The 17,311-nt window shown below is 49.3% G+C and carries 21 protein-coding genes and 2 pseudogenes; 16 read left to right on the top strand and 7 right to left on the bottom strand.

Annotated elements, in window-relative coordinates; all coding sequences use genetic code 11:
- Positions 1–80 precede the first annotated feature (80 nt).
- The 5 genes and pseudogenes from O6D90_RS20490 to O6D90_RS20470 form a co-directional block, all read right to left on the bottom strand.
- A pseudogene (locus O6D90_RS20490) lies at positions 81–161 on the bottom strand (Rha family transcriptional regulator); the annotation flags it as partial.
- Between the two features lie 358 nt (positions 162–519).
- Entirely contained in the window at positions 520–660 is a 141-nt protein-coding gene (locus O6D90_RS20485) for a hypothetical protein (protein ID WP_271143203.1), read from the bottom strand.
- Between the two features lie 125 nt (positions 661–785).
- Entirely contained in the window at positions 786–1,172 is a 387-nt protein-coding gene (locus O6D90_RS20480) for a putative zinc ribbon protein (RefSeq protein ID WP_271143202.1), read from the bottom strand.
- A 117-nt stretch (positions 1,173–1,289) separates the two neighbouring features.
- Positions 1,290–1,496 (bottom strand): helix-turn-helix transcriptional regulator, encoded by a 207-nt coding sequence (locus tag O6D90_RS20475; RefSeq protein WP_271143201.1) that lies wholly within the window; start codon positions 1,494–1,496, stop codon positions 1,290–1,292.
- A gap of 89 nt (positions 1,497–1,585) precedes the next feature.
- On the bottom strand, positions 1,586–2,173 hold the full coding sequence (locus tag O6D90_RS20470; RefSeq protein WP_200017024.1) for an inovirus-type Gp2 protein: 588 nt from the start codon (positions 2,171–2,173) through the stop codon (positions 1,586–1,588).
- A gap of 1,187 nt (positions 2,174–3,360) precedes the next feature.
- Between O6D90_RS20470 and O6D90_RS20465 the strand changes: the two genes are divergently transcribed.
- The 11 genes and pseudogenes from O6D90_RS20465 to O6D90_RS20415 form a co-directional block, all read left to right on the top strand.
- Positions 3,361–4,359, top strand: a complete 999-nt coding sequence (locus O6D90_RS20465) for a hypothetical protein (protein ID WP_271143200.1) — start codon at positions 3,361–3,363, stop codon at positions 4,357–4,359.
- Between the two features lie 175 nt (positions 4,360–4,534).
- Entirely contained in the window at positions 4,535–5,422 is an 888-nt protein-coding gene (locus O6D90_RS20460) for a GTPase family protein (RefSeq protein ID WP_071698410.1), read from the top strand.
- Between the two features lie 220 nt (positions 5,423–5,642).
- A complete protein-coding gene (locus O6D90_RS20455; protein ID WP_271143199.1) occupies positions 5,643–6,029 on the top strand; it encodes a hypothetical protein in 387 nt (128 codons plus the stop codon).
- A 96-nt stretch (positions 6,030–6,125) separates the two neighbouring features.
- Entirely contained in the window at positions 6,126–6,593 is a 468-nt protein-coding gene (locus O6D90_RS20450) for a hypothetical protein (RefSeq protein WP_271143198.1), read from the top strand.
- Positions 6,594–6,715: 122 nt separating this feature from the next.
- Positions 6,716–7,186, top strand: a complete 471-nt coding sequence (locus O6D90_RS20445) for a DUF4234 domain-containing protein (RefSeq protein ID WP_425476444.1) — start codon at positions 6,716–6,718, stop codon at positions 7,184–7,186.
- Positions 7,187–7,267: 81 nt separating this feature from the next.
- Positions 7,268–7,519, top strand: a complete 252-nt coding sequence (locus O6D90_RS20440) for a DUF905 family protein (protein WP_271143197.1) — start codon at positions 7,268–7,270, stop codon at positions 7,517–7,519.
- A gap of 117 nt (positions 7,520–7,636) precedes the next feature.
- Complete coding sequence (locus O6D90_RS20435) at positions 7,637–8,455, top strand: DUF932 domain-containing protein (RefSeq protein ID WP_271143196.1); 819 nt, start codon at positions 7,637–7,639, stop codon at positions 8,453–8,455.
- 83 nt (positions 8,456–8,538) lie between these two features.
- Positions 8,539–9,015 carry an antirestriction protein gene (locus O6D90_RS20430; protein ID WP_271143195.1) on the top strand — a complete coding sequence of 159 codons (477 nt, stop codon included), beginning with the start codon at positions 8,539–8,541 and terminating at the stop codon, positions 9,013–9,015.
- Positions 9,016–9,026: 11 nt separating this feature from the next.
- Entirely contained in the window at positions 9,027–9,503 is a 477-nt protein-coding gene (gene radC / locus O6D90_RS20425; protein ID WP_271143194.1) for a RadC family protein, read from the top strand.
- 11 nt (positions 9,504–9,514) lie between these two features.
- Complete coding sequence (locus tag O6D90_RS20420; protein ID WP_271143193.1) at positions 9,515–9,838, top strand: type IV toxin-antitoxin system YeeU family antitoxin; 324 nt, start codon at positions 9,515–9,517, stop codon at positions 9,836–9,838.
- A gap of 86 nt (positions 9,839–9,924) precedes the next feature.
- Positions 9,925–10,692, top strand: a pseudogene (locus O6D90_RS20415) (restriction endonuclease); the annotation flags it as partial.
- Positions 10,693–10,872: 180 nt separating this feature from the next.
- On the opposite strand, the gene O6D90_RS20410 reads toward O6D90_RS20415, so the two are convergent.
- Positions 10,873–11,745, bottom strand: coding sequence for a phosphorothioated DNA-binding restriction endonuclease (locus O6D90_RS20410; RefSeq protein ID WP_049268566.1), 873 nt, complete (start codon positions 11,743–11,745; stop codon positions 10,873–10,875).
- A 258-nt stretch (positions 11,746–12,003) separates the two neighbouring features.
- On the opposite strand from O6D90_RS20410, the gene O6D90_RS20405 reads away from it, so the two are divergent.
- The 3 genes from O6D90_RS20405 to O6D90_RS20395 are packed head-to-tail and all read left to right on the top strand — an operon-like array spanning position 12,004 to position 13,277.
- Entirely contained in the window at positions 12,004–12,453 is a 450-nt protein-coding gene (locus O6D90_RS20405; RefSeq protein ID WP_003830103.1) for an STM2901 family protein, read from the top strand.
- On the top strand, positions 12,447–12,773 hold the full coding sequence (locus O6D90_RS20400; RefSeq protein WP_016155588.1) for a DUF1493 family protein: 327 nt from the start codon (positions 12,447–12,449) through the stop codon (positions 12,771–12,773). The genes O6D90_RS20405 and O6D90_RS20400 overlap by 7 nt, the downstream gene beginning before the upstream one ends.
- An 18-nt stretch (positions 12,774–12,791) precedes the next feature.
- Positions 12,792–13,277, top strand: a complete 486-nt coding sequence (locus O6D90_RS20395; protein WP_016151545.1) for an Hcp family type VI secretion system effector — start codon at positions 12,792–12,794, stop codon at positions 13,275–13,277.
- A gap of 57 nt (positions 13,278–13,334) precedes the next feature.
- Here the strand turns inward: O6D90_RS20395 and symE are convergent, their stop codons facing one another.
- A complete protein-coding gene (gene symE, locus O6D90_RS20390) occupies positions 13,335–13,697 on the bottom strand; it encodes an endoribonuclease SymE (RefSeq protein WP_016155589.1) in 363 nt (120 codons plus the stop codon).
- A gap of 778 nt (positions 13,698–14,475) precedes the next feature.
- Here symE and O6D90_RS20385 point away from each other — a divergent pair.
- Both O6D90_RS20385 and O6D90_RS20380 read left to right on the top strand, forming a co-directional pair.
- Positions 14,476–15,846, top strand: coding sequence for a tyrosine phenol-lyase (locus O6D90_RS20385; protein ID WP_016155590.1), 1,371 nt, complete (start codon positions 14,476–14,478; stop codon positions 15,844–15,846).
- A 188-nt stretch (positions 15,847–16,034) separates the two neighbouring features.
- Complete coding sequence (locus tag O6D90_RS20380) at positions 16,035–17,300, top strand: aromatic amino acid transporter (RefSeq protein ID WP_016151548.1); 1,266 nt, start codon at positions 16,035–16,037, stop codon at positions 17,298–17,300.
- Positions 17,301–17,311: the final 11 nt, after the last annotated feature.

Raw genomic sequence — 17,311 nt, 5'->3', positions numbered from 1 at the left:
GAACACCTAAATTACAGGGACTGACGAAGGAAAACAGGCGGTCGTGGGATGACGCTTACGTTTAGTAAGCACCGCTAAACTTTGTCGGTTAAGCCGGTGAGTTGAGTGATAAACGCCATATCGACGAACTTATCGCTGAGAAGATTGGTTGGTGTGGTTATCGTTTTTTCTCCGTTGGTGGTAAGGGAGAAGAAGCCAGGGATTCGGATGGTGCAGACTTCTTCAAACTATGACTTACTGGCGTATTTTTTACGGCGGGTTCAGCTGTACTTACGCCGCCTGCCACTGATGGCTGTTGCTGGGACTGCGCTTACTCTGTAAATCCGGCGCTCAGTTCGTTGGGATTGTTAATCCGAGTAACTCAGTAACACGCTATACCTTGACTCCTTATGCTTACATGCTTGCACATCGTGACGGCACAAAATTCAGCTGTGGCAAAGCAGGTGCGCTGTTGCGTTCTCTTGAGTCCGAAGAAAATGACGAAACCAGGAGCATGCCCCTGGCTTAGTTATATCGACGTTATTTCTGCTCGGCTTTCAGGTGCGCGGTCTCTTTACCCTGCGCCTCTAACTGATTTACCACCCAGTCAAACACGACCTGTGTGCCGATCGGACCATCCTGCGACAAGCGCGGATCAGGGTCAAAGGCCGTTTCAATCACATAGGGGTCAGGTCCCGGATGTAAGTGACTTTGCCCTCGTGGTCAAGGGCGGTACGAATGGTGCGTAATTGCATGGTGTAAATCCTGTCATGGAATCCTGATAGCAAGTGGCAGATAACGCAGGCTCATTCTGCGCAATGTTCGGTACTGTGGTCACCGGTACGGCAGGTCAGACAATAGCGCTCACCGTGATAATCGCTGTCGCAGACAGAACAGTGCCATTCGGCCTTGCGCACCAGTGGTAAGATATCCGGCACATAGCGACGCAGCATGCGCACCCGCCTAGCTTCCTTCGGCTCAGGGCGTACATACGGACAATGGTGGCGTCCGTTCTCCGTCAGGTCTTCCCGGGTATGTTCAAACCATGGACGGTTGGATTCCCATTCCGGGTGGAATATCAGAGTGCTGCCGCAGAGCTGGCAGGAGTAGCGGTCGTAAGGGTAAAGCTGTGCAGTGGTCGCGCCCGTGAGGCGTTGATTGCCGTCAAGCGCGATAAAAGATTTTACGTACATAGTATTGGTCCTTTGCCGTACGACGAGCAGGGCTAAGCCGTCCCGGGTAGGGCAGCAGTGCAGGTCATTCGACTGGTTGATTTAAATCAGGTGGGGAATGTGATTGCGTTCGACGGCTTACTGACGGGACTTTGCTATGCGTTGCTGTAGCCAGGCTTCCACTTCGCTTTCAAGCCAGCGAGAGCTTCTGCCCAGCTTAATGGGTTTTGGGAATTCACCGTCTTTAATCAGTTTGTAGAACCATTTGTCGGTTAAGCCGGTGAATTGAGTGATAAACGCCATATCGACGAACTTATCGCTGAGAAGATTGGTTGGTGTGGTCATCGTTTTTTCTCCGTTGGTGGTAAGGGAGAAGAAGCCAGGTATTCGAATGGTGCAGACTTCTTCAAACGATGACGCACTGACGTAATTTTTTAACCAATACTACTGATTCGGGGCCTTCCTCCTCGTCCTCTGGGCTTTATCTCACTCAGCCAGAATACAGGGGCTTCACAGTCTTCTTTTTGCTCTTGCTTAGCCAGATAGCTAAGAATAAACGCCAGGTCCCGATAGCCTTCACAGTCTGAGTGGTGCAGGCATCTGGCACCGTTAACTTTGTGGTAAACCTTCTTCTGGCAGTTCTCAAATATCCCCTCACCATCCGTAATGCTTCGCCACTCTTCAGCAATCACCCGTGCAGAGCGGTAACAATTCCGCTTACGTTGTCCATCAAGATAAAACATGGCGTGAAAGTGCAGGCCATGCCGATAAGTGAACTCCATCACCCACACATAACCAATAACAACACCCGCACTCATAACTCTTTCTGCCAGCCGGTACATGTCCATATCCCAGCGATCCCGATAACGATCAGCATAACGGCGACTGGTCGTCTTATAAGCGAAATCCATACGTAGAGGAATGACGTCAGAGTAACGGTCACGCATACGTTCCATATGATCCGTCAGATCATGAAACAATTCATCGTTAAGGGTATAATTATCAATAATTCGATAAGTCATGTTATTTCTCTCCTGTGGTTAACACTGGATAAGAGAGATATATCAAATTTTAATGACTCAAATGCTCAGTTCAAAAATATGTACCCGCGTTTACTGAATGACGAGTAACGAGAGACGATTCAAAATGATGCGATACTGAAAAACACTGTTATGATATAATTCAGTTGTAAAAGAAACTGATTCTGAGAGAATATTAAGCGCATCACCTGACAGGGTATATTACTTGATGAAGGAGAATGGTTTGCTGTTTAATGTTATGGAGAGTTATCATGCTGGCTTAAAGCAATACATCTCTTTTAAATATATCTGAGATGGATTATTTTATTAAACGTAAATAATTGACTTCTTTAAGTAACAATAATAATACCTAAATTAGTACAAGAATGTGACAACCAGCAATGCTCAAAACACACGTTCTAAACAGTACATTAAACTTTTCTTTACCATACCATCATCAACCCCCATAGCGAACCAGTGCAAAGCGGATAACATCCCGAAAGGGAAAATATCCTTTATGAAAACAGATTAAAAACAGCATGCAAACCAGCAGGTAGTAAATCACCCAAACATCACTTTTCAGAACGTCCGAAAAATTAAAATATCTTTACGGATATTTATTTTCAGGTCGACAACCGAAATGCGCACCCTGAATAATCACACACACTCCCCTCTAACCGGATTCATTCACTGCTCAGGGGGGAGCAGACTCAGGGACCGCCTTCACATTCCAGCCTAAAAAAGATCTCCGCTATTATTTTTATTTATCACCAACAAAATATGGAAGCGCTGTCTGTTATCGTATTGTTCCTCTCACGAACGGCTTACCCTGACAGCATATCCGTAACACATTCTGTCCGGTCTGATGCCGGTGTCTGAAAACAGGGCGTTCCTCCGTTCGTCCCCCGTTTACATATCCACTGTATATCGTTACTTCCCCCCACTCAGTTCCACGGACACTGACTGCTTGCCAGTAATGAAGATCAGATCAACCTTATCCAATCAGCGAAATCAGCAACAACCACATCATAGCAGCACATTAGAATCAGTTAGTTACAATGTCAATTGTAAATAAAAAACCACAAAAAAAGACTATAATACCGCTGTATTTACAGTAAAAAAGAGTACAATCTGGATTAAATTTCCCAGGCTAAGGTATCACCTGTCAACCACAAAAAGGAGAACGAGGTATGACGATATGGGATGATTTCCGGGTGTTTGAGTTACGCAGGGAGGATCAGTTTTATGAAAAACCCGAACATACATGGGGTGACATCAGCAGGAAATATCTGTTCACCGCTTTCAGGAATAACAAGCCTCCTTACGGTATGTATGATCTGCTGGATAAGTTGTACCGTATCCAGTACACCAGTGGGGAACGAGACTTCCGGCGTCCCAACATGAATAACAGAAATCAGAAAATCATCCTTAGCGAAAGGATCCCTTCTGAAAACAAAAAAGAACTAATACGAGCAATTACTGAAAAAGAAGATACTCAGACTTACCTCAGCAATCATTATCTTTCAATGGTGAAACAGTATCGCCAGATTGAAATGATTACATTTTCTTTTTATCTTCCCGATAATGATAACAAGAGTATTCGCGCAGAGAATACATTCACCAGGTCTCTGATGGAACTCAGAAAACGCTTTACCTCTTTAAAAAAACAAATAATGTCAGACCCGTTATATAAATCAGTTCGGGGTTATTCGCGACTTATCCTGATGACTGTCGGGCATCAGCCATTTTATCTTGTTAACTTCTTCTTCATCAAACATCCTGACGCCTACGCCAGTACCTATATTTCGTCAGATATTTATGATAAATGGGCAAATACCGGGGCACCAGAACAACAAGAAGACCCTAGGGTTGTTTGTTACAAGTTTTCAGATGGTCCACGATTAAAAAACAGACGTAACGATCCGTTACGCTTTCATAATGCCTCTCAGGTTGTGAATGTCGGACAAGAGATAGATATACTTGATTTAATCGAATATAAATTCAGCGGCGCCATCAGCCATAACCGAAAAGGATACCTCGCTTTCTTCCGCCTTCAGGCACAGATTTATAACAGTATTCCAGGGGTGAGGACCCGGACCAGTTCCAACAACTTCACTTACCTCAACACGGAAGAACGAAAGAAAAGGAAAAGGGAAAAAGAAAAAATACAGATACGCAAGTCCGTATAAACAGATGTAATCAATACGCCTAAATGCAGATAAGATGTAATATCTCGACCCGACGACACAGGTATTTTATTTTTTAAAAAAATATCAGATATATATCACACCAATGAATTCCCTCCCGTTTACTTCAGTCAGGTCATCCCCGCCGGATGGCCTTTTTTATTATGTCGAGGCTTACATGAAACATTTTTCGGGTTATGCCCTGATCCGTCGCCATCTGCGACGCTATCCCCGCATTCTGCGACAGAATCTTCTCCGGGAGCTCAACCGCCTCGTCGCGTATGAGCCTGTGATTGGCATCATGGGCAAAACCGGCGTCGGCAAATCCTCGCTGTGTAATGCGCTGTTTCGCAGTGAAGTCTGTGCGGTGAATGCCGTGGAGGCCTGCACCCGGCAGCCACAACGTGTACGTCTGCGCTTCGGTGACCATTACCTGACGCTGGTGGATTTACCCGGTGTGGGAGAGAGTATTCGCCGCGACAGCGAATACCGTGAGTTGTACCGTGAACTGATACCACAACTCGATATGGTGCTGTGGGTGCTCAAGGCCGATGACCGCGCATTCTCGGTAGAAGAGCAGTTTTACCGCGACGTATTTACGCATTACTGCGGCCCGAAGCCACCGGTAGTGTGGGTGCTTAATCAGGTGGATAAAACCGAACCTGCAGCGCACTGGAACTGGTTATCGGCGCAGCCATCAGCATTGCAGGCTGAACGTATTATACAGAAACAACAGACCGTGGCCCGCCAGTTAGGTATCGCTGAAACCGATATTTTGCCCGTCTCTGTTCAGGGACGTTATCGCTTGTCGCGTCTGGTGGAGGCGATGATTACCCGCCTCCCAAAGCAGGCCCGTAGCCCGCTGGTGCCTCACCTGCAAAGCGGGTACCGCACCCCCGGCATTATCACTACCGCCCGCAACAGCTTTGGCGATTCCGTGGTGGAAGTGATTGACGCGGTCATCGACCTGGCCCCGTTGCCACAGGCTGCACGTTACGCGCTCCAGACCGTCACACACACCGTGGCCCGTGCTGCCAGGACCGTCTGGTCCTTCTTCTTTGGCTGACTTCCGCATCGATAAGCCTGTCTTCCGTTTCGATAAATAATTTGGCTCTGTCACGATCGATTTTGTCGATCGACCCGATCGGTTTTATTCATTATCCCTGGTAAATATCCGGTTATAGAATTCCTCAGGGATACTGTATTCAGCCATTTACTGATTAAAAATCAATGCGATGAATCGCAGGAGCGCATTCGTCCGGAGAAAAGTAATGAAAAGGTTTTTTATGACACTGACCACCAGTCTGTTGTTCACATCACTTCCTTCCCTGGCCGTCAGTGATACGCCCGTTACAGTGAAGGTCAGCCATGCCGGTCATGAGTGCTATGGCTGCGTCTATGTCACCGTGACAGCAAAAACCGACACCGTTCTGATAAAGAAAATCGATGTTAACCGGGGAAAATGCCCGATGCTGACACACCGAAAAATAGCCTACAGGGGCCGGAACGTGGACGGCTGGTGGCCCACAGATAAACCGTTCACACCCCGCAAAATGACCTTCGCTGACAGTGTCTTCTGGAAATTTGGTCACACTCTCGACTTTGGCAAAGCCTGCAATTTTGTTGAGGCCCGGGTGTTCACAGACCAGGGCACATTCACCGTCAGCCAGTAATATCGCCAGTATCACTCATCAGCCCTCTTTCTTAACGCGTCTCACCGCCTTCAGGAGAGACCCGTACCGTCTTAACCATCACCCTCCGGGAATACTATGAAAAAGAAAATACTGCTTTCCACTCTTCTGATATCTGCCCTGACTCCGGCAGTGTCACAGGCCTTTGGCAATCGTGATGTCTGGGTCAGCGGCTGGGGTCTGGGGGTGTCTGAGTTTGTGATTCTGGGGAAAGGGCAGTCACAGCTTTACCTGACCTGTGAAGACACCGGCTCACGAGCGGCCACCCTGACCTTCACCGACGCAAACGGCCATCAGGTCAGTATGGATAACAGACAGTCGCTGGACATGAAAATTGACGATGAGGAGCCTGTCAGAGTCAGTGACAGCGAGTCACATGTGGGCTCAGACAACGTGGCATGGGCATGGGATAAACTGCGCACCGGTAAGCGGGTCATTGTGTCCGGGGAGGGCGTAAAGGCAGCCGTGTTTACGCTTAACGGTGCGGGGAAGGTCCTTCCCGCGTTCGGGGACAGCGGCTGTCTGCCAAAATATGCCCTGCCGTAATAAAAGCCGGTAACGCCTTTCTTCTGAATTCATTCACTCTCACGACAACAGGAACCTCAGTCCATGACGGATATCACCACCCTCAGCCAGCGCCTTAACACCCGGACCCTGCATTTTTTGTCCTGCTGACCCTTGTTACCTGCGGCGTATGGCCGCTGCTCTGGCTGTATAAAAAGCAGGACATCATCAGCAACACCACCGGTTACCCGGGTTACGGCCAACTTTTCATCCTCTGGCTGGCCATCTGTTTCGGCCTGGGACATCAGCTGGCCGCCGCCGTATCTTCTGATGTGTACGGCTACGACCCGACCAGCGATACCCTGCTGGCCCTGAGCGGGTTGCTGTCGCTGGCCTGCGGCGTAATGTATGTGGTGTGGGCTTTTAAGGCCAGGGAAGCCCTGCGCCATTACGCCCTGAACACCTTCCGCTTTGAGCTGAAAATGAACCCGTTTTATACCGTTATGTTTAACGTGTTCTATATCACGTACTGTGTGAACGATATGCCACAGGCGCTGGCGAAACACCAGATTATTCACGGAACCTCCGCCACGGCGAATACCCCGGCTCAGGCAGAACAACCCCGCCAGCCCTGACCACTGCACCACTATTTCACACCGCCGACGCCCTGCTCACCTGAGTGGGGCGTTTTCTGTTGTCTCTATCAGGAATCAGATATGCAGAACACTGATAATGCGTCTCTGCCACCCGGCCCCTTCACCCGGGCACAGGCGGAAGCCGTGGCCGCACGCTACCTCAACGTCACCGTCGAAGACGACCTGGGCACCCATTTTCGTCTGGTCATCCGTGACAGCAGCGGAATGCTGATATGGCGGGACTGGAATTTTGCCCCGCAGGCCGGAGTGATGCTGAATCGCTGTCTCGCCAGCGACGGTATCCCGGTGTTGCCGCAGACGCAGAGGCGCTGAGCAACGGAGTCCCGCTCGTCTTTCAACAGTGTACAGACACACCCACAGGCCATGCACCTTCCGGAGCATGGCCTTTCTGATTTTATGCCCTTTAACCCGATATCAGAGGTATTAACCATGCGCTTAGCCAGCCGTTTTGGTGCGGCCAGTCTCGTACGCCGCGACCGCCCCCTAACCCGCGACGAACTGTCTCACTACGTCCCCAGCGTATTCAGTGAAGAAAAGCACGAATCACGCTCAGAACGTTACACGTACATCCCCACCATCACCCTGCTCAACAACCTGCAGCGCGAAGGGTTTCAGCCGTTCTTTGCCTGCCAGACCCGCGTGCGAAACCCTGACAAACGCGACCACACGAAGCATATGCTGCGCCTCAGACGTGAAGGCCAGATAACCGGTAAACAGGTGCCGGAAATCATTCTCCTGAACAGCCATGACGGCTCCAGCAGTTACCAGATGCTGCCGGGGCTGTTCCGTTTTGTCTGCCAGAACGGTCTTGTGTGCGGCGAAACATTTGGTGAGGTACGCGTACCGCACAAAGGCAATGTGGTGGAGAAAGTCATTGAAGGGGCTTACGAGGTGCTGGGGATATTTGACCGGGTGGAAGAGAAGCGCGACGCCATGCAGTCGTTGCTGTTACCGCCACCGGCACAGCACGCCCTGGCCAAAGCCGCCCTGACTTACCGCTTTGGCGAAGAGCATCAACCGGTGACGGAATCACAGATTCTCTCTCCGCGCCGCTGGCAGGACGAAAGTTCCGACCTGTGGACCACCTACCAGCGCATCCAGGAAAACCTGATTAAAGGCGGTCTGCCAGGCAGAACAACCAGAGGTAAGCGCAGCCACACCCGTGCGGTTAACGGCATTGACGGGGACATCAAACTCAACCGCGCACTGTGGGTGATGGCCGAGAACATGATGGGTTTACTGGGCTAATAATCACCCACACCACGCCGCCTCAGTCCATCTTCACTCCGTTATCACCATTCAACTCATTCATGCACTAAGGAAAAACCAACATGACCGACAACACACTGCCACTGTTCACCCCCACAGAAACCGTTCCTGTTGCGGCTCAGCATCAGATTACTGCAACACCGATAACCGATGAGAACCGCATCAGCTTCTGGCCGCAGCACTTTGGCACCACCCCACAGTGGATATTCCTTGAGCCGGCTGTTTTCGCGTGGATGGAGCGTTTCTGTGAAAACTACAGCGGGGGCATCTGGAATTTTTATACGCTGGACAACGGTGGGGCATTTATGGCTCCGGACGCTGACGAAGGCGACGAAGAGAAATGGACGCTGTTTAACCCCATGAACGGCAACGGCGCGGAGATGAGCGCTGAAGCTGCCGGGATTGCGGTCTGTCTCATCGCCTACAGCCACCACGCCTGTCGCACCGAATGTGATGCGATGACAGAGCATTATTACCGCCTGCGGGACTATGCCATCGGACATCCGGAATGCAACGCGATTATGCGTATCATCGACTGAGGACTTCAGCCATGGCACAACAATTACCACTGTTCGCCGCCACGCTTTCCCCGGCAGAACAGCGAACCATCAGACGGGCACTGACCCTGCTGGAATCACAATTGCGTGAACCCGGTGCCGTATTTACCTCCACCGCCGCTGTCCGGGACTGGTTGCGCCTGCAGCTGGCCGGACAGGAGCGCGAACTGTTTATGGTGCTGTATCTCGATAACCAGCACCGTCTTCTCACCCACGAAACCCTGTTTAAAGGCACCATCAACCATACGCAGGTTCATCCCCGGGAGGTCGTGAAATCCGCCCTGAAGCACAATGCCGCAGCGGTCATTCTGGCTCATAACCATCCGTCCGGTACGACGGAAATCAGCCAGCAGGACAAACATATTACTCAGCGGATCGTGAAAGCCTTGGCACTGGTGGAAGTGCGCGTGCTGGATCATCTCGTGGTTGGAAACGAGGTGGTCTCTTTTGCCGAGCAGGGTTTGCTTTAACGGAGGTATCCATGTCATTAACACCATCCCATGAATGGGGGCTACAAAGCGATATCACCCCACGGTTTGGCGCAAGATTGGTTCAGGAAGGTAATCGGCTGCATTACCTGGCTGACAGGGCTGAGTTGACGAGGGGCTTTACCCCGAAGCAACTGCAGAAACTTGATCAGGCGTTCCCGCTATTTATCGGTCAACTGGAAGCGATGCTGCGTTCCGATGAGCTAAATCCACAGCAGCAACATCAGGTGACCATTCAGTTTACGGGTTTAGTCTGTATAGCTGATACCCGTGGTAGCTGCGGCTACGTTTATCTCACTATTTATCCAGCCCAGTAACACCTTCTCTCTTCCTCTTTTCTCAGGACTCTACTTATGCACATTTCATCTGTACCGGCCACGGTGCCGGTTATGTCACATCTGTTGCCCGTACCTATTCGCCAGCCAACCGTACTTATCTCTTGGGCAGAATTACATCTGATTTCCAGTATCATCCTGAATGGGTGGAAGAGGGAATGGGAATCGCTCGGCAGGTTAATTGGAATACTGAAGAAATCGATCGCGATCGATTGCCTGTGACTACCAAAAACACATTGGGCTCCACGCTGACGGTTTTCCAGCTTCCGGAATATGCGTTAGAAGAGCTTTTGCAGGATAAGAAACCCACTGTAGATGTTCTTACTCACAATCCAATTGCGATGGATGAAGATGAGGTCGTTTCTGATCCGCTGCGCGATATGAAAATGCTGGCGTTTGAGGGTATCAAAGATCGTATCAACTCTCTCGATTGGGACGAGATGCAAAATCTGGTTGCCGGAGTTTTACGCAGTATGGGCTATAAAACGCAGGTTTCACCTGCGGGAGCCGATCGGGGTAAAGACATCATTGCCTCACCTGATGGGTTCGGTTTTGAAAATCCACGTATTATTGATGAGGTAAAGCACCGCAGGGAACAGATGGGAAGCCAACAGATACGCAGCTTTATCGGTGGTCGCCATAAAGACGATCGCGGGCTCTATGTCAGTACAGGGGGCTTTACGAAAGATGCTCGATATGAAGCCGACCGTTCGACGATACCACTGACGCTTTGGACACTTGATGATCTCGTCCGTGCGCTTATTGAGAACTACGAGCAAGTTGATATCGAGACCAAACGTTTAGTTCCTTTGAAGAAAACTTTCCTACCTGCCTGAATCTTGCTTTGATAGTCATATCGGTGTTCTACTGGTATGGCTTTATACCCACTGGTGAAGTCTATTTTTTGTACGGATTTTTACATGTGGGTACAAGTGAGGGTATAACTATTTGTTCTTGTTTATAAATTATCTTGATATCAGTCTGTTGGGTGTGAAATTCGAGTCCGGCCTTCGCACTCACCCCCTAAACACCTCCTTCCTGTGCCACTCTACAAACCCTTCTTTTGGATAATTCTCGCGCATCATCGGCAGCGCTATCGATTTACCGTCGAAATCCCAGAACAGTCTGCCCACCATACCGCTGCCATTCACTGCGGGTGATACCTGAACCCGCATACTCTCATCCAGCCCAATCGAACCTTTATCAAAGGCTTTATGGTGGATTGCACACAGCGCCAGTCCGTTAGAAATCTCGCACGGGCCACCATGCTGTTTCCATTTGATATGCGCCGCTTCAAGCGCAACTGAAGTGCTGTCGTGGCGCATATTGAAGCCACAAATGGCGCATTCATAGTTATAAGCACGCAGAACCTGCTGGCGGAACAACGGGTCCCGCTGTTTGCGGATTTGCAGGATATCAAACCCCAGTTCATCCGCGATTTCTTCCTGAATGCTTTCGGTGAAGTGCGCTTCGAGGATTTGCTGGGCCAGGGCGTTGATGAGGTTCTTGTTCTTTTTCAGCAGAGTAAAATGTTGTTCATCAAAGCCTCCGGCAACGTTATGCGTCACCAGTTCTCCGGCAGGGGGCTGTTTACTGCTGCCGGATGTTGAGCACTGCTCGGCGTTTTGTAGCTCCCAGAACCCATCGCCCTGTAAGCGCCAGAAGGGCATATCCGGGCGGTACTGCGCGCGCTGTGGTCCAAATCGTTCCAGCAGGCTATGCAATGGGTCGCGAACTTCCGAACCGTAGTCAAACAGGCGACTGTGACCCTGCTGATAACCCGCCAGCACATGAAGCAGCAGCAAAGGTTTGTGCGGCGCACGCTGCTCGCCTTTACGCCAGATGGTGATGTCGGCAATTGCCTGTTGCAGGGTTTTACTGGAAGTCATTGATTTCATTATCAGGTAAATAATTGCGATGATGCTCGCAAAATATCACCTGATCAAGCAAAGACGGGTTGATGCGCTATCGACGTCACTTATTGGTATCAATTTGATAAAGCACTATGCGTGGCATGTTGTCTGACATCAACGACATCACTTTTATGTTTTCTGAAAAACACATACGCCACGGCAGTTACCGTTCCCCCACCAGGGTACGCAGGAGTACGATAAGTATGCAAATTATTGCATATCGAAGGATCTCTGATGGACACAGTAGAGGAACTCAACGGAACATACTTTTATAAAGGGGTCTGTAACATTTCTGCAGGTGAGCTATTTTTCTGGATTTTTCTCGACAAAATTGATGAACAATTTGGGGGAATTAAAGATGTGGTAACAATGTCATGTATCATTCTTGGGTTACCATTGCTGAAAACACGGGGTAAACCATATGGGGCAACACAAGGCACATCAATTGCCTCCAAATATTCTCGTGAGTTTCTTAACGTAACATTGTCCGTCAGGCTTCCTACCATCACCAATGCCAGTATCAAATATTTAAAACCAATGATGACTAACAATCTGGGGGCATTCGTTGGACGAACAATTCCTGTGATTGGTTGGGCATTACTCGCAAGTGATGTCGCCCAAATTGTCTATAAAACGGTGAATACCTACAACACCATTGCCAGAGAGGAAGATCGCGTATGGTGACGGATAACGAGGTATTAGAATTTTTTCGGGGAGAGTTATCTCTCGCGGTAACGTTTACTTTCAAACCTATCCCGATTGAACTTGATACGCCGCTGCAAGGTTACGCTGAATGGGATGAATTACCGTATGCCATTGATGATTTTGGAGAGAAATATAACGTTGATGTTTCTGTGATTGATTTCGAGGCCTATTACCCGTGGGAAAGAGAATCGGTCTATCGAAAATGGTTTACCAAAGAACCCATCAAGCAAGTGTCAAAACCGCTTACTGTGCGTATGTTCGCAGAATCAGCCAGAGCAGGCCGCTGGTTATATGATTGATTACAAGGAGTGTTGAAAATGGCTGTACCCGTTCATTTATTTTTAAAAGACGATGGTGGCGCGATGATTCGTGGAGGCTCGGATGTCCAGGGACGTGAAGGCAGTATTGAGTTACGTGGTTTAACACATAACCTTAGCATTCCAACCGATGGTGCCACTGGAAAGCTAACCGGCACACGCCAACATGGCCCATTTCTTTTTGACAAAGAGATCGATTCCTCCAGCCCATACCTTTACAAAGCAGTTGCGACAGGTCAGACACTTCAAAGTGCGGAACTTAAGTTCTATCACATAAACGACGCAGGCCAGGAAGTGGAATATTTTAATACCCTGCTTGAAGGTGTAAAAGTTGTATCAGTGACACCAATCGTGCATGACACACGTACGGTAACGGGAACCGGGCATTTGGAAAGCGTACAACTGCGCTATGAAAAAATCACCTGGTGTATTGTAGATGGCAATATTCAATATACCGACGCCTGGAACGAACGTACTACGGCATAACAAAGATGACGCAATACATCCTAATAAAGGCGCCCACAGGCGCCTTTAGCAAGACCGTTACCCCTTCGACCCTTTCCCCGCAATCACCCCGATAAACTCCAGCACCTGCTTTTGCTTACGCGCGGAGAGCTTTTCCACGGCGCGCAGGGATTTCATCAGTTCTGACTCTTCGGGTTCGGGCGTGCGGGCGGTTAACACAATGCAGCCTTGCATGACGCGCACATCGACGCGGGTGCCGGTGTCGAATCCGGCGGCTTTAAGCCACTGGCCCTTCATCACGATGGACGGAAACTGGACATACTTCACCGGCAAACGGCTGTAATCAGGATAACCGCTCGCATAACCCACCTTCAGGCAACGGTTATCTGCGACGTACACTTCTGGATCAAATGAAACTGCAATACAATGCGTATCAGTCATGATGGCTATTCTCGTGAAATAGTTACTGTGATTAGCGATGCGGAGGTGCGCCAACACCTTCGCATCGCGCTAATAAAACCCCTGTAAATTACCCCAGTAATTGGCGGGAAGTCCAGATGTAAATAACATGAAATAAGCGCGATTAGCACGCTTTCGGAATAAATAGAAATCCTCTCTATCCCAATAAACATAGTATTATTCACCGTATAAATTCATTCCTGTCCCATCCTCCTGATACCTGTCATTTCCAGAAAATAACGCCCATCTGTATCAGGCCAAAAATGCGATCTAACTCACTGAAGCAAATAGCAAACTCTGAAACAACGCCGTTTTGTACACTTTGCTTTACACTTTTAGTGATGTGAATCACAAATATAAACCCGTGAAGTGATCCGACTCTCACAAAATGGGGTGTACTCATTCAGCAATACAGTATGAGCACAGCCTGGAAAGTTAAGTTTTCAGTATTTCCCCTCTCCACGGGGGCACCATCGCAAATGGCAAATCAACACGCAAAAAAAAACTTGTTGAATATGAACGGGTAAAAAAACGACGTGTGATTTGCATCACCTACATTTACAGCTTTTTAAATTATTGCCAGTGATTAATGTTGACCAGGCTATTTCCATAATCAATTAAATCTTGCATAGTGCCTCCACATTATTTCTCCCCCTGACTCAGGAGGCGAATAGTTATATTTCATCAGACTTTATTGATGAACCAGGTATGCTTTACTTCACATTAATACGTACATGACCACTGTTACTGGAGAAACAAAATGAATTATCCGGCAGAACCCTTCCGTATTAAAAGCGTTGAAACTGTATCTATGATCCCGCGTGATGAACGCCTTAAGAAAATGCAGGAAGCGGGATACAATACTTTCCTGTTAAATTCGAAAGATATTTATATTGACCTGCTGACAGACAGTGGCACTAACGCAATGAGCGACAAGCAGTGGGCCGGCATGATGATGGGTGATGAAGCCTACGCGGGCAGCGAAAACTTCTATCATCTGGAAAGAACCGTGCAGGAACTGTTTGGCTTTAAACATATTGTTCCTACTCACCAGGGGCGCGGCGCAGAAAACCTGTTATCGCAGCTGGCAATTAAACCGGGGCAATATGTTGCCGGGAATATGTATTTCACTACCACCCGTTATCACCAGGAAAAAAATGGTGCGGTGTTTGTCGATATCGTTCGTGACGAAGCGCACGATGCCGGTCTGAATATTGCTTTTAAAGGTGATATCGATCTTAAAAAATTACAAAAACTGATTGATGAAAAAGGCGCCGAGAATATTGCCTATATTTGCCTGGCAGTCACGGTTAACCTCGCAGGCGGGCAGCCGGTCTCCATGGCTAACATGCGCGCGGTGCGTGAACTGACTGCAGCACACGGCATTAAAGTGTTCTACGACGCTACCCGCTGCGTAGAAAACGCCTACTTCATCAAAGAGCAAGAGCAGGGCTTTGAGAATAAGAGCATCGCCGAGATCGTGCATGAGATGTTCAGCTACGCCGACGGTTGTACTATGAGTGGTAAAAAAGATTGTCTGGTGAATATCGGCGGCTTCCTGTGCATGAACGATGACGAAATGTTCTCTTCTGCCAAAGAGTTAGTCGTTGTCTACGAAGGCATGCCATCTTACGGCGGCCTGGCCGGACGCGACATGGAAGCCATGGCGATTGGTCTGCGCGAAGCCATGCAGTATGAGTACATCGAGCACCGCGTGAAGCAGGTTCGCTATCTGGGCGACAAGCTGAAAGCCGCAGGTGTACCGATTGTTGAACCGGTGGGCGGTCACGCGGTATTCCTTGATGCGCGTCGCTTCTGCGAGCATCTGACGCAGGACGAGTTCCCGGCGCAAAGCCTGGCTGCCAGTATCTATGTGGAAACCGGCGTACGTAGTATGGAGCGCGGAATTATCTCTGCGGGCCGTAATAACGTGACCGGTGAACACCACAGGCCGAAACTGGAAACCGTGCGTCTGACTATTCCACGCCGCGTTTATACTTACGCGCATATGGATGTGGTGGCTGACGGTATTATTAAACTTTACCAGCACAAAGAAGATATTCGCGGGCTGAAGTTTATTTACGAGCCGAAGCAGCTCCGTTTCTTTACTGCACGCTTTGACTATATCTAAATAATAATTATGGCCCCATCTCAGGATGGGGCTTTTTTGTATTTCTTTTCCATGAACAGGAAGCCTTTGCGGTGCCCGTTACCGTGACATAACTACAAAAGTAAACCCTGACTCCGACATTTTTATTATCCGCATGATGTACAAATGACAGCTGTAATTATAACGAATAGTCTACAGGAACATTTATCATGGATATTAATGCCATTGAGCGACAGAGTAGTACCCCCGGACTGATTAGCGGAACCATGTTGGTTATCGCGACCGTAGTGGGTGGAGGGATGTTTTCCCTGCCGATTGCGATGGCTGGCGTATGGTTCCCCGGTGCGTCAGTTATTCTTCTGTTTATCGCCATCATGATGTTATTAACCGGTCTGATGCTGGTCGAAGTTAATCTGCATTATGGCGCCGGTGCCAGTTTTAATACCTTTACTCAGGATTTATTAGGCCGAAAGTGGAATATTGTGGTCGGTATCGCTTTCGGCTTTGTGCTGTATATTCTGACCTATGCCTATATCTCTGGTTCGTCGGCGGTGATGGCGCAAACCGTGTTCAAATACAGCGGCGTGCGCTTTCCGGCGAATATCTCGGTGGTGATCGTCAGTATGCTGGTCGGGGCGATTGCCTGGTACAGCTCCTTGTTGGTTGGACGTATTACTACCGTGTTGATCATCGGTAAGTTTATCGCGTTCTTTGCCACCTTCTCTGGCCTGGTGGGTCATATCGAAGTGGCGAAACTCGTCGACAGCGTGGCGGTGGCGCTGCCCAATTCGCAGTACCTGCCGTATATCCTGATGACGTTGCCGTTCTGCATTATCTCGTTTGGTTTTCACGGTAACGTGCCGAGCCTGGTTAAGCTGTATGGCACGAGCGGGATCTCAAATATTACGCGTTCGATTATCATCGGCACGCTGTTTGCCCTGCTGCTGTATATCTTCTGGCTGGGCGTCACGATGGGCAACATCAGCCGTTCCTCATTCCCGCCAATTATCGCCAAAGGCGGCAATATCGACGTGTTTGTCGAGGCTATCAGCGGGCTGTTCACCAGCCGTTATATGGATCTGATCCTGACCTTCTTCGGCAACTTTGCGGTAGCCAGTTCCCTGCTGGCGGCGACGCTTGGCCTGTTCGATTACATCGCCGACCTGTTTCACTTCCCGGATGACGGCATGGGTCGCCTGAAAACCGCGCTGGTGACCTACTTCCCGCCAGCCGCCGTGTGCTTCTTCTTCCCGAACGGGTTTGTCCACGCCATTGGTTACGCCGGTCTGGCCTTTACCATCTGGAGCGTGATCCTGCCGCCGTTCCTGGTGAAAGCGGCGCGGAAACGTTTTCCGACCGCCAGCTATACCGCGCCGTGTAATAACACCGTGCTCAATCTGGTCATTGTCTGTGGGGCGGTTGTCTATCTGACGGTTGTTCTGGACGTATTTGGTCTGCTGCCAACGTTTCGCTAGACGGAGTCAAA

The sequence above is a fragment of the Citrobacter sp. 21OH12SH02A-Citro genome, from assembly GCF_027919895.1.
In the GTDB taxonomy this organism is placed as follows: Bacteria; Pseudomonadota; Gammaproteobacteria; order Enterobacterales; family Enterobacteriaceae; genus Citrobacter; species Citrobacter braakii.
The sequence above is the reverse complement of the archived record's forward strand: the minus strand, read 5'-3'. Positions and strand labels throughout refer to the sequence as shown.